This is a genomic window from Maricaulis sp. (genome assembly GCF_017643475.1).
Taxonomy (GTDB): Bacteria; Pseudomonadota; Alphaproteobacteria; order Caulobacterales; family Maricaulaceae; genus Maricaulis.
Genome location: NZ_JAEPNI010000001.1, coordinates 1,159,482 through 1,171,657, shown reverse-complemented (window position 1 = coordinate 1,171,657; position 12,176 = coordinate 1,159,482). Strand labels below are relative to the sequence as shown.

Below are 12,176 nucleotides of genomic sequence, written 5' to 3'. Positions count from 1 at the left end.
TCATGTCTCGTTCCACTGAACTTACCCTGGCTGCCCTGGTCGCTACGGCGGGCATTGCCGCCATGATCTGGTGGCCGCCGCTCGATGAAGGCGCAGAACCTGCCGATTCGCCGCCCGCTGAGGAACCGGCCCCTGAGCCGGAAGACCCGGTCGAGGACCCGGAACCCGAACCGGAGCCGGAGCCGAGCGTGCCGCTTGATGATGCCGGCGAGGAATTCGCCTACATGCCGCCGGGAGATCTGACGCCAGATTCCGGCACCGGCCAGACGACCCAGGTAAATTACGCGCCGGGCATGCGCTTCCCGATGGAAGCGGCCCAGGCCTATGCCAACAGCCAGGTTTACGGCTATGGCGGTTACCTCGGCCCGGCTGGCGGTCAGTGTAATGACAACAACTACGCCTATGCTTGGCGGGATAATTTCTGCGAAACGCGGGGCTATTCCACGCCGATGTGCCCCAGCGGCACCGGCCACCAGGGTCAGGACATCCGTCCTGCTACCTGCCAGGATGCCGTGCATTGGGCGGTCGCTGCCGATGACGGCACGATCACCTCGATCGGCTCCTATTCGGTCCGCCTGACCACGGATGATGGTGTGCGCTACACCTATCTCCACCTCGAAGCCAGCAGCCTGCAGGTCTCCCCCGGTGACCGTGTCACGCGCGGCGAACGCCTGGGTTTTGTATCCAACGAGTTCAATGGCACGCCGACGACGATCCACCTGCATTTCGAAATCAAGATGGCGGTAGATACGGGCTCGGGAATCCAGAACACCAATGTGCCGCCCTATCTGGCCCTGGTCGACAGCTATGAGCGCTTGCTGAACGGCACCGACTAGTCCGGGTAAGCTTGATTTAAACAAGTTGTGCTTTGCTACCATGCGACAGGGGCAAGGCGGATGACCAGAAAGACACTTGTGACAGCGTTGGTATTTGCCGCGGGGATAGCGATCTCGGCGGCATCTGCCTATCTCGCCCGCCACCAGGAAAACATCGAGATCGAGCGACATCTCGAGGAGAGTGCGCGCCACTTCCAGTACGCCATGGAAGACCGGGTCAATCGTGACCTGGCGGAACTGGAACGCCTGGCCCGGCGCTGGGAGGCTGATGGCGGGACAACCGAGGCGCGATGGCGCGATGACGCCGCGCGCTACATCGTCGACCAGAACGAGATCCGGGCCATCGAATGGGCCAATCCCGATTTTCAGGTCGCCTGGATCGAACCCCTCGCCGGCAATGAAGCCGCGCTGGGCCTGGATCTGATGTTCGAGGAAAACCGCGCGACGGCACTTCGCAACGCCGTTACCACGCGCGAAACCTATACAACCCACTCAATCGAATTCGTTCAGGGCGGTGTCGGCTTCCTGGCTTTTGTCCCGCTGCACATCAACGGCCGTTTCGACGGTCTGATGGTCGCCGTGTTTGACATTGAACGCCTGGTCACGACGTTCAAGGACACGGCCCTGGGCGATCTGGTTGCGGTTACATTGCTGGAAGGCGGGTCAGTCATCATCGACGATGATGAAGCCGCGAGCCGCGACGCAGTGGTGAATACCACCATCGCCCTTCCGGGCTCGGTCTGGATGGCGCGTTTTCACCCGAACAAGGCATTACTTGACCAGGAGCGTTCGGCGATCCCGCTCATAATCTTGTTGATCGGAACCATCTTCTCCGCGCTTGCAGGTGCAGCAGTCCACAGCCTGTTGCTCGCGCATCATCAGAAAACGCAGATGCTGCGCGCGCAGGAAGACGCCAATCATCGAATTAGAGCCAAGGAAGAGCGCTTCGAGCTGGCTGTTCGCGGATCTGCAGACGGCATCTGGGACTGGGACATCGCCACCAACAAGGTCTATTTCTCGCCCCGCTTCCGCGAGCTGCTGGGCTATGACAACCAAAAACATTTCCCGGATAAATTCAGCTCATTCGAGAAGGCGTTGCATCCCGATGATCACGGCCCGACGCTGACGGCGGTGAAGACCCATCTGGAAGACGGTACGCCGTACGATGTTCGTTACAGGCTGCAGCGCGCCGATGGCAGTTTCAACTGGTTCAGAGCCCGGGGACTCGCTGTTAAGAAGGATGGTCGGCCTACGCGCATGGCCGGCTCGATCAGCGACATATCCGATCTGATGCAGAGCCTGGACAAGGCGGAACAGGCCAATCGTGCCAAGTCGGAATTCCTGGCCAATATGAGCCACGAGATCCGCACGCCGATGAATGGCGTTCTGGGCATGGCACGCATTCTCGCCAAGGCGGATCTTGAGGACCGGCACGCCGAGAAAATCGATACCATCGTGCGGTCCGGTGACACGCTGATGCAATTGCTCGACGACATTCTCGATCTCTCCAAGATCGAGGCCGGAGAATTTCCGTTGGAGGAAACTTCCTTCGAGATGTCCGAGATCACCAAACAGGTTGAAGCCCTGTTCGGCCCGGTCGCGGTCCGGAATGGACTGAAACTCGACATCTCCAGCCGGGATCCGCGCGGGCTGGCCCGCCGTGGCGATCCGCTGCGCATCTCGCAGATCATCAACAATCTGGTCTCCAACGCGCTCAAATTCACCAGGCAAGGCGGTGTAACCGTACGCCTGGGAGAGGCCCCGGGCACCAATAATCCGGATCTGGTTCTCATTGAGGTCAGCGATACCGGCATCGGCATGAGCCAGGAACAGGCCTCGCGTATCTTCGACAAGTTTGTCCAGGCGGACACGTCAACCACGCGTCGTTTTGGAGGCACGGGACTGGGACTTGCGATCTGTGATGGCCTGGTTAGGAGTATGGGCGGCGAAATCAGTGTCGAGAGCGAGCCGGAGGTCGGGACGACCTTCTGCGTCCTCATCCCGCTTCCGGAGAGCGACGAGATCGAGCTGGAGGATGAGAGCGAGAGTGATGCCGTCGTCCAGACCTCACCGCTGGCCCAGGACGGACCGCCGGTACGCATCCTCGCCGCCGAGGACAATCTAACCAACCGCCTCGTTCTGCAGGCCTATCTCAACCAGCTCAATGTCGAACTGACCCTGGTGGAAAACGGCCGCGAAGCCGTCGACACCTATCAGGCCGGCAAGTTCGACATCCTGTTGATGGATATCCAGATGCCGATTCTGTGCGGCAGTGACGCGTTGCTGGAGATTCGCCTCATCGAGGAGGAGAACCACCTTCCCCGTACCCCGGCCATCGCGCTGACAGCGAATGCCATGCCGGAACAGATCCGGTACTACAAGGAGATCGGTTTCGACAGCCATATCGAAAAACCGATGCAGCCGAACAAGCTGGGTTCGGAAATCGCCCGCTTTACCGAACACGCACGCCGGGTCGCCCGTCGCAAATCGGCCTGATCAGGCTTCCAGCACGGGCCCGCGGGCCATCGACGACGCAAAGAACATGCGCATCAGCCCTGGAGCATCATCCGTGATCGTCCGGGCGGGTTCACCCGCTCGCTTCCCTCGGATCGAGCACGCCCCCCCAAAACCGTTGCTCGCAGGACGGACCATGCCCGCGGTCCGTCCTCTTCTTTTTCGAAGGCCCATTACCCAAGATGCAAGAGCACTTCGCGACGATGCGGCTGGTCACGGTGCTCAAACAGATAGAGCCCCTGCCAGGTCCCCAATCCCATGCGCCCCTCCACGACCGGGATGCCGATCGAAGTCTGGTTCAGGACCGCCTTGATATGGGCAGGCATGTCGTCCGGCCCTTCCATGGTGTGGCGCAGCCAGTGCATGGACGGGTCATTTCCCGGCGGGACCAGACGGCGGAAAAACTCGTTGAGATCGCGCTGCACGTCCGGATCGGCATTTTCCTGGATGGTCAGGGAACAGGAGGTATGGCGCACAAATACGGTCAACAGACCGTCCTCGCAGCCCGTCTCGCGCACGAACTCATGAGCCTGGTCGGTAAACTCATAAAGCCCCTGCCCGTGCGTCTCGATGCCAAGACGGATCACGCTCATGATTTCGTCAGCACCTTATACCAGTCCGCATTGGTCAGGCGAACCAGCAATGGAAATCCGACCAGGACAAAGGCGTAGATCGCCGGGAACAGCCAGACCGGCACGCGATCAAGCGCTTCCGGCGGCAATGGACAGATTATCCGGCGCACGAAAATCAACGGAATGACCAGCGCGTAGTAGACCGCGATGGGCCACCAGCCGAGCGACCGCGCGATCGGGAAACACAACCATCGGATAATTCGGAACATTCCAGCCCTCCCCGCGCCATGGGGCGACATGCCGACGCCGAGGTCAAGCGGTCCGTCTCAGCCGTGATCGAAGGCCAGCAGAAGCGTCGAGGTCAGGACCACGACCAATCGAAGCCAAGCCGACGTGCTTTCACGCCGATACTTGGAAGCGCCACAAACACACCGACAACATAGATGACCGTGCCGAATTGCTGCTCCAAGTCGCCCCCTGTGTCCGCGAAAGACCGTGTGAATCCGGAAAACGAGACCAGACCCAATATGAGACAAATACCGATAAGGGCCGCCCCGGCGGTCACATAGAGCGCTGACCACAACACCAGTTTGCCGACACGAAGGTGAAGCGGCAGCAGCGCTGCGCCAACGGCAAACGGCGTTATCCATGTCAGCAAGGCAGCGTCGACCGGGCGCCCGGCCATCAGGTTTGCCGATATCGGAACCGACATCATCGCCGTGAACAACAATCCGGCCGCACACCCGCGCATCAATGGTCGAACCCTGACGATCTGTTCTTCTGTATCAGCCTGCATGCCACCCTCTCGACCTTTGGATGCAAGTTTGCCTACAGCGCCTGAAAAGTGCAATTGATTTCATAGGTAAACCGCTAGGGCACCGCCTTAGCGCTCCAGCTCCACATCCCAGTAGAGATAATCCATCCAGCTCTCATGCAGGAATTTCGGCGGGAATTTGCGACCCTGCGCTTGCAGCTCGTGCGTGTTGGGACGTTGCGGCGGTCGGGCCAGCGGCATGCCGGCCTCGCGCGGGGTGCGCCCGCCCTTTTTCAGATTGCATGGACCACAGGCCGCAACGATGTTTTCCCAGCTGGTCTTGCCGCCCTGGCGACGCGGGATGACATGATCAAAGGTCAGATGCTCGACACCCTGCTTGCCGCAATAGCCGCAACGGAAACCGTCCCGCAGCCAGATATTGTATCGGGTAAAGGCCGGGGCCCGGTCCTGTTTGACATAGTCCCGCAGGGCCACCACCGACGGCACATGCATCTCGAAACTCGGAGAGTGCACGACCTCGTCATAGTGCGAGACCACGGCCACACGCTCCAGGAAGACGTTCTTGATCGCCTCCTGCCAGGGCCAGGTCGAGAGCGGGTAATAGCTGAGCGGTTGATAGTCCGCGTTCAGAACGAGACAGGGCATTCCCTGCGGCGCTGCGTTAAGCACCTGCATGGTGAGCTCCCTCGGCAGGACCACAAACGCGGCCTTGTAGGGGGCGCATATATTGGACCCGGGTCCTGAAGGCGCACCTCCTGTTGGGGCTGTTGGTCAATCCCGAAAGGAATCATACCACACCCAAGCTCTCAACAGGACTACAGGTGTTCGCGTCACAGTCACATGACTGTCCCGGGAATCTTTGATGTCACCGATTCGGTGTGGCCTAGATGTAACGACCGGCGAAGACGGATTTGAGGAAATCCAGTCCCAGATCCAGCCCGTCCGGCCCGATCGAGTGCGGCACGCCCTGGGAGATGTGGAACTCCGCCCCGTGACCCGCCTCACAGATCGCCTGCGCCGCATCCAGCATGAAGGGCAGCGGCAGGACGTCGTCGCGATCCCCATGCACCAGCATGACCGGTGGTTTGGATTTCATTTCCGCCTTCAGCTTCTCCCCGCCCGGCAGGGCACCGGAGAAACCGAGAATACCGCCGATCTGCTGTTCGCGGCGCAGACCGGTATGCAGCGAGAGCATGCAGCCCTGGGAGAAGCCGCACATGACCAGGTCCTGCGGCTGGAGACGGTAGCGCGCCAACTCCTGGTCGATGAAGGCATCCACGGTCGGGGCAGCCTCCTCGGCGCCGCGCTGGATACGCTCCGGGTCGAGCTGGGAGATGGGAAACCACTGATAGCCATTCGGCGCACCCGGCACCGGATCCGGTGCATTGGGCGAGACCCATTGCACATGCGGCAGGTGCGGCGCCCAGTGCTGGGCGAGACCGATCAGATCATCGCCATTGGAACCATAGCCATGCAACAGGATGACAAGCTTGCGCGGCGGCTGGCCATCACGTGGCGCCAGGCGCGGTCCATCAATCGCTGTCGGCATGGGAAACTCCTTCAGGCTGAGCCGGGAGAGGACCTTTCGGCGTGAGAGAAGTCAACGCCCCCGGCGCAGCAGCCGTACACCGACTTGACCCCACCCGCCGAAGCGGCGTTTTGAGGAAGCATGACTTTCCGCACGCGCTTCGCGCCCTCTCCGTCCGGACATCTGCACCTTGGCCATGCCTTCTCGGCCTGGTCCGCATGGCGGGCAGCGCAGGACGCGGACGGCGCGTTCATCCTGCGGATCGAGGATATCGACACGACGCGTTGCAAGCGTGAATTCGAGCAGTCCATCTTTGACGACCTGATCTGGCTGGGACTGGACTGGCCGCTGCCTGTGCGTCGCCAGAGCGACCATTTCGCCGACTATGCCGGTGTGTTGGAAACGCTGCGAGCAAAAGACCTCGTCTATCGCTGCTTCAAGACCCGCAAGGAAATCCTGGAAGAAATCGCCCGCGCCCCGCACGGCGTTGGCGATGTCTATCGCGGCCCGGGCGAGCCTGTCAGCGAGGACGAGGAAGCCGAGCGTGTTGAACGCGGCGAGGCCTTTGCCTGGCGATTATCCCTGGATCGCTGCCGCGACCACCTGGGAGGCGGGTTCGATCGGATGATGTTCCATGATCTCGACCACGGCGATCAGGCCGCTGATCCATTGCCGCTGGGTGATGTCATCCTGGCGCGCAAGGATGTCGGGACCAGCTATCACATCGCCGTCGTGCATGATGATGCACTGCAGGACGTGACCCATGTAATCCGCGGCGAAGACCTCAAGGACGTCACCCCGCTGCACGTGCTGTTGCAGACCGTGCTGGATCTGCCGACCCCCAGCTACCAGCACCATCGGCTGCTTCTGGATGAAAGCGGCAAACGCTTTGCCAAGCGCGACCGGGCAGCGACGCTGAACGCCATGCGAAGCGACGGACTGTCAGCTCAACACGTGCTCGATGGTTTCCGCACCTAGCGCCCGGCCATTCTTTGAGGCTCTTCAGTGCGCTCCATGACCCTTTGCAATCGCCCCTCCCGCCAGGCGTATTCACGGACCAGGACGGTTCTGCGTGAGGGATCGGACAGGTTGACCTGGCGCACTCGGAAACGCGGCTCCCGGTAATACTGCATCGCCTCGATCTCGTTGCCTGCCATCATTTGCACGACTTCCCACCCCTCCGCATTCGAAACCAGGAGTGGATACCCGCAGACATAAAGGCCGCAGAAATAGGCATCGGGCACATTGCCCTCGCGAGATGTGCAACTCAGATTGCGGGTATCGATCGCAAAGTCAGGTCTACCGTCAGAATTGATGTCATTGATGACATGAGGTGCGTCGGCAAGGACCTGCCGGTCACAACTCAGGTCTCCGCCACCGATATACCGGACATGTTGCTGCAATGCTGCCAGAGCGCCGCTCGGCAGACGCTCTTCGGGGAGGCTGGGAACGGTCGAATCCGTACAGCCCGCAACAAGCGCAGCCGTCAGAATTCCGGACAATCCGTATCGTATTCTCATTCTGGCGCCCTTGCAGCGCCCCCCAACCTGGCCAGTCTAGCGAATTCGAGCGCCCTGTCATGTGACAAGAAAGTGAGGCTTTAATCGTCAATTTGCCGCATGGATTGAATGCTAGGCAAATACACCGCATCTGCTAAAGAGTTGGCCCATGTTCTTGCGAGACCTTTGGTATTTCGGGGCGCTTTCGAGCGAGCTCAAACCGGGCCAGCATCTCCACCGCGAGCTGCTCGGCCAGCCCATCCTGTTCGGCCGCGATCACCAGGGGCGCGCCTATGCGCTCAAGGATATCTGCCCGCACCGTGGTATCCTGTTGTCGGAGGGCGAGGTTCAGAACCATGATGGCGAGACCCAGGTCGAATGCCCCTATCATGGCTGGCGTTTCCGCACCGATGGCTCCTGTGCCGCGATCCCGTCCCTGACGGGTGACCAGGCGGACGCCATGGACCTGACCAAGATCAGGACGCGCTCGTTCCCGGTACATGAGGACCAGGGCCTGATCTGGATCTATTACGCCGAGGATGGCGATGCCGAACCGGTCATCGATCCACCAAAGCTGGATCTTCCGGAGGATGCCGAGCCGCGCATGGTCGTGCGGGATGTTTTCAACTGCCATGTCGACCATGCCGTCATTGGCCTGATGGACCCGGCGCACATCCCCTATATCCACCGCCAGTGGTGGTGGCGCACGGCCAAGTCGGTGAAGGAAAAGGAAAAACAGTTCGGCCCGGTCGAGCGCGGCTTTTCCATGCTGCCGCACACCCCCTCGTCCAATTCCTTCCTCTACAAATATCTGGGCAACGACCGGTCAACAGAGATCCGCTTCCAGCTGCCTGGCCTGCGAACCGAATACGTCAAGGCGGATGGAAAGCACTTCACGGGTTTCACGGCAGTGACGCCGACCAATGAGAACTCCACCGCGATCACCATCGTGGTCTACTGGAACCATCCGCTTCTGAACGTGGTGCCCAAGGCACTCCTGCGCAAAGGCATAGAAACATTTGTTGGCCAGGATCGCGATGCGGTAAATGCCCAGCAGGTTGGCCTGGCCTATGATCCCAAGCTGATGCTGATCCACGACAGCGACGTACAGGCGAAATGGTATTTCGCCCTCAAGCGAGCCTGGAGCAAACACCGCGAAACCGGCGAGGCATTCAAGAACCCGGTCAAACCCGCGACGCTGCGCTGGCGGAGCTAGCCCCCTGCCCCTTCAGGGCCAGGAGGATTACTCCACAGCCTGTGGCGCAAAGTTCGACACATTGCCGACTGCTCGCCACTCACCCTCGATCCGGCGATAGAGCTCAACCCAGCTGGACTGGAAGGCGAAGGCCTGTTCCTCGCCGGATTGGGTCGTTGTACCGCGCGCCTCGACCTGCACGATGACCCAGCCCATGGTGCAATCGTCGGAGACCGCGACCACCGGGTTGACCATGTCATGATAGACCTGGAAATCGGTCGAACCGAGATAGGCTTCACGACGCGCGCGGCGACCTTCCGATCGTGTCGCAAACAGGCTTCCCGCTGTCGAGACCATGAAGACTTCGCGCTCGCCGGACAGCCAGGCCTCGACATCATCATTGATGTGGTGCTCGAGCACGGCCGCATGCGCCGCGCGCAAATCGGCTTCGGATTGCCCTCGGCAGTCCACGGCATCCTGTGCCAGGGCCAATTCGAAAAACATGGCATCTCCCCCGGGATTTTCCCACTTCATGCGCAAACGTCGCATGGACGCACCGCACGCTGCTGTCTATATCCCCCGCATGGTCGAATTTCTCAACATCCTTCTCTACGTCGCCATGGCTGCGGTCGTCGGCGTACTCATCTTCGGCATCGTCAATCTGTACAAGAGTGACGAGAAATCCCGTTCGCGCTCGAACAAGTTGATGCGCCTGCGTGTGGTGCTGCAGTTTGCCGCCATCCTGATCATTGTGGCGCTGTACTTTGCCAAGGAACAATTCGGCGGCTGATTTTATTCCATCAGCGAGCGCACGGCATCGACCATGGCAGGTTGCAGGCGGTTGATACGTCCATCATTGAACGCCACGACCGCACCACTGCCCGTTTCCGGCTCAATGACGATCTGGACGAACCACATCGTGTTGGACCCGGCATGCAGGCGCTGTCCGCCCTGCACGCCCCAGCCCAGGGCATAGTCACCGCCATAGGGGGGTGTCGCGATGCGTTGCCAGCTCTGGACTGACAGGAAATCGCTGTCCTCACCGCGCATGCCGGCCATGACCAGGTCGAGATAGTCGGCCAGGTCAGCCAAGCTCATATGCGCCGTGCCCGCGGGTCCCAGAACCGGCGGGTTGTCCGCTGCAGGTCCCGGCTCCACAGCATTCAGCCCGCCGAACATGCCCCCCCGATGACCGCGCGGCTGATCCACCGCCTCAGGTGACCCTGGCGCGCCAAATCCCGCACTCTCCAGCCCCAGCGGCTCGAACACCTCGCGGTGCATGAGACTTTCCCAGCTCTCACCGGTCACGGCCTCCAGCATGGCGCCAACAACGACATAACCAGCGTTGGAATAGAGGAAATCCGTTTCAGCGGCGCCCTGCGGCGTTTCGGTGAGCACACGCCGCGCATAGTCCAGGCGCTGTTCAGTGATCGGCTCGTCAGAGGCACCGCGAACACCAAAACGGATCATGTCGACATTGTTCACATTGGCCCGCAGACCGGAACGATGGCTTAACAGGTGCAGAAACGTGACCTCGCCGTAACTGGCGTCGATAGCCTCGATATGTGCCCCCAGATGCTGAGTGACCGTGTCGTCCCAGCTGATCACGCCACGTTCGACCAGGCGCGCCACCAGGATGGCAGTCATCGCCTTGGTGTTGGACCCCATATGCCAGAAATCATCCTCGCTGACCCGGACGTCACCCCGGAAGGCGCGCAGACCTGCAACGCCGATCGCGTGTTCACCATCATCAAGGCGCAGGACCCCGACAGCCGGTGCTCCGCTGGCCTCCAGCGTCTGGGCTGCCAGCTCTGCGAGCTCGCCGGACTGGCTCCAGGCGCTGCCCGTGCCGACCATGAACATCAGCCCCGCCAGGATATGACGCATGTTTTTCTCCCATCGCTTGTCTCCCCTCTCGCGCCGGATAACGGATCAGGCTAGAGAGGCGACATGGTACGCCTGACAAAAATCTATACCCGCACCGGTGATGCCGGACGGACAAGGCTCGGCGACATGTCCGAGACAGACAAACACGATCCGCGCGTGGATGCCTACGGGGATGTGGACGAGACGAATTCCGCTATCGGCCTCGCCCGAAGCGCCCTCGCTGACGGTAATGAACTCGACCGGATCCTTTCCGCTGTCCAGAACGACCTGTTCGACCTTGGTGCGGACCTGTGTGTCCCCGAGAGCGACGAGCCGCGCGAGTGGGAACCATTGCGCATCAAACCCGAGCAGATTGATGCGTTGGAGCAGCATATCGACAGGCTCAATGAGCGCCTTGAAACCCTGAATTCCTTCATCCTGCCCGCGGGCAGCGAGGCCTCGGCCCGCCTGCACGTCGCGCGCACGGTTTGTCGGCGTGCGGAACGCAAGGTCGCGAGGCTGATCGCGGACGGCACCAATATTAACGCCCATGTGATGCGCTATCTCAACCGGCTTTCAGACCTGCTCTTCGTCATCGCACGCACGGCCAATGACGGTGGCAAGGCAGATGTTTTGTGGGTTCCGGGCGGCCAGCGCTAGACGCTTTTTCCGCCGAGGAAAAACTCCCTTGCCTGATCCGGACTCGATCCGCAGGCAAAAGCCATTATCTTTTGGCCAAATTTTCTATTCTGGAGTGATTTGATGACCCGCTTCCTGCTCACCTCGGCAGCAGTCCTGACTGCCCTCACCGCACCGGCGCTTGCGGCGCCAGTTGAATATGAATTCGACAAGAGCCACACTGTTGTCCGCGGTTCCTGGCTGCACCAGGGTATGTCGACCATGTCGCTGGAGCTGACCAATTATGACGGCACGCTGGTGCTGGATCTGGAGGAGCCGGCAAACTCCGCCGTGGAGGTCACCTTCACCCTCGCCGACGGCATGTGGGCGGGCGCCAACCAGGACCGCTTTATCGGCCATCTAAGCAGCGGTGATTTCTTTGAAGTCGAGACCAATCCGACCGTGCATTTCATTGCCACCGGCTTTGACAGCGCGGATAACCGGACCGGGACGATGACCGGCGACCTGACCATGAATGGCCAGACACATCCGGTCACGCTCGATGTCGTTTTCAATGGCTCAGGCGAAACCCGCGACGGCCGCGCCAAACACGGCTTTACCGCGACAGGCACCCTGGTGCGCTCGACCTGGGACATGGGTTTTGCCGTCCCCTATATTTCCGACGAAATCGAGATTTTCATCTCAACCGAGGTCGAAGCCAGCGAATAGGCTGTCACAAACACGACCTGCATCTCAGCAAGGCGCGTCGATTT

Annotated in this window: 15 protein-coding genes; 7 read left to right on the top strand and 8 right to left on the bottom strand. The window is 60.7% G+C overall.

Annotated features, from left to right (window positions below; all coding sequences use genetic code 11):
• The first annotated feature begins 2 nt into the window (after positions 1 to 2).
• Positions 3 to 836, top strand: coding sequence for a M23 family metallopeptidase (locus tag JJ889_RS05615; protein ID WP_291892433.1), 834 nt, complete (start codon positions 3 to 5; stop codon positions 834 to 836).
• Between the two features lie 60 nt (positions 837 to 896).
• Entirely contained in the window at positions 897 to 3,332 is a 2,436-nt protein-coding gene (locus JJ889_RS05610; RefSeq protein WP_291892431.1) for an ATP-binding protein, read from the top strand.
• A 191-nt stretch (positions 3,333 to 3,523) separates the two neighbouring features.
• Here the strand turns inward: JJ889_RS05610 and JJ889_RS05605 are convergent, their stop codons facing one another.
• The 5 genes from JJ889_RS05605 to JJ889_RS05585 all read right to left on the bottom strand — a co-directional run bounded on the left by JJ889_RS05605 (position 3,524) and on the right by JJ889_RS05585 (position 6,246).
• Positions 3,524 to 3,943, bottom strand: a complete 420-nt coding sequence (locus JJ889_RS05605; RefSeq protein WP_291892429.1) for a secondary thiamine-phosphate synthase enzyme YjbQ — start codon at positions 3,941 to 3,943, stop codon at positions 3,524 to 3,526.
• Positions 3,940 to 4,191, bottom strand: a complete 252-nt coding sequence (locus tag JJ889_RS05600; RefSeq protein ID WP_291892426.1) for a hypothetical protein — start codon at positions 4,189 to 4,191, stop codon at positions 3,940 to 3,942. Before JJ889_RS05600 ends, JJ889_RS05605 begins: the two co-directional genes overlap by 4 nt.
• A 92-nt stretch (positions 4,192 to 4,283) precedes the next feature.
• The gene (locus JJ889_RS05595) at positions 4,284 to 4,718 is read right to left on the bottom strand and encodes a hypothetical protein (protein ID WP_291892424.1); all 435 of its coding nucleotides are present in this window, start codon (positions 4,716 to 4,718) and stop codon (positions 4,284 to 4,286) included.
• Between the two features lie 87 nt (positions 4,719 to 4,805).
• A complete protein-coding gene (locus JJ889_RS05590) occupies positions 4,806 to 5,372 on the bottom strand; it encodes an HNH endonuclease (RefSeq protein WP_291892423.1) in 567 nt (188 codons plus the stop codon).
• 208 nt (positions 5,373 to 5,580) lie between these two features.
• Positions 5,581 to 6,246: a dienelactone hydrolase family protein gene (locus tag JJ889_RS05585; RefSeq protein ID WP_291892422.1), complete on the bottom strand. Its 666-nt coding sequence runs from the start codon at positions 6,244 to 6,246 to the stop codon at positions 5,581 to 5,583.
• A 120-nt stretch (positions 6,247 to 6,366) separates the two neighbouring features.
• On the opposite strand from JJ889_RS05585, the gene gluQRS reads away from it, so the two are divergent.
• Complete coding sequence (gluQRS, locus tag JJ889_RS05580) at positions 6,367 to 7,203, top strand: tRNA glutamyl-Q(34) synthetase GluQRS (protein ID WP_291892420.1); 837 nt, start codon at positions 6,367 to 6,369, stop codon at positions 7,201 to 7,203.
• Here the strand turns inward: gluQRS and JJ889_RS05575 are convergent.
• A complete protein-coding gene (locus JJ889_RS05575; RefSeq protein WP_291892418.1) occupies positions 7,200 to 7,745 on the bottom strand; it encodes a hypothetical protein in 546 nt (181 codons plus the stop codon). The two genes, gluQRS and JJ889_RS05575, sit on opposite strands and share 4 nt — an antisense overlap.
• Before the next feature lie 148 nt (positions 7,746 to 7,893).
• Here JJ889_RS05575 and JJ889_RS05570 point away from each other — a divergent pair, with 148 nt between their 5' ends.
• A complete protein-coding gene (locus JJ889_RS05570) occupies positions 7,894 to 8,940 on the top strand; it encodes an aromatic ring-hydroxylating dioxygenase subunit alpha (RefSeq protein ID WP_291892416.1) in 1,047 nt (348 codons plus the stop codon).
• Positions 8,941 to 8,967: 27 nt separating this feature from the next.
• On the opposite strand, the gene JJ889_RS05565 is transcribed toward JJ889_RS05570, so the two are convergent.
• Positions 8,968 to 9,423, bottom strand: a complete 456-nt coding sequence (locus tag JJ889_RS05565) for a hypothetical protein (RefSeq protein ID WP_291892414.1) — start codon at positions 9,421 to 9,423, stop codon at positions 8,968 to 8,970.
• Positions 9,424 to 9,451: 28 nt separating this feature from the next.
• Between JJ889_RS05565 and JJ889_RS05560 the strand changes: the two genes are divergently transcribed.
• The gene (locus JJ889_RS05560) at positions 9,452 to 9,709 is read left to right on the top strand and encodes a twin transmembrane helix small protein (protein WP_291892412.1); all 258 of its coding nucleotides are present in this window, start codon (positions 9,452 to 9,454) and stop codon (positions 9,707 to 9,709) included.
• A 2-nt stretch (positions 9,710 to 9,711) separates the two neighbouring features.
• Here the strand turns inward: JJ889_RS05560 and JJ889_RS05555 are convergent, their stop codons facing one another.
• On the bottom strand, positions 9,712 to 10,806 hold the full coding sequence (locus JJ889_RS05555; protein ID WP_291892411.1) for a serine hydrolase: 1,095 nt from the start codon (positions 10,804 to 10,806) through the stop codon (positions 9,712 to 9,714).
• Between the two features lie 63 nt (positions 10,807 to 10,869).
• Here JJ889_RS05555 and JJ889_RS05550 point away from each other — a divergent pair, with 63 nt between their 5' ends.
• Both JJ889_RS05550 and JJ889_RS05545 read left to right on the top strand, forming a co-directional pair.
• Positions 10,870 to 11,445, top strand: a complete 576-nt coding sequence (locus JJ889_RS05550; RefSeq protein ID WP_291892409.1) for a cob(I)yrinic acid a,c-diamide adenosyltransferase — start codon at positions 10,870 to 10,872, stop codon at positions 11,443 to 11,445.
• A gap of 102 nt (positions 11,446 to 11,547) precedes the next feature.
• Complete coding sequence (locus JJ889_RS05545) at positions 11,548 to 12,132, top strand: YceI family protein (RefSeq protein WP_291892407.1); 585 nt, start codon at positions 11,548 to 11,550, stop codon at positions 12,130 to 12,132.
• Positions 12,133 to 12,176 lie beyond the last annotated feature (44 nt).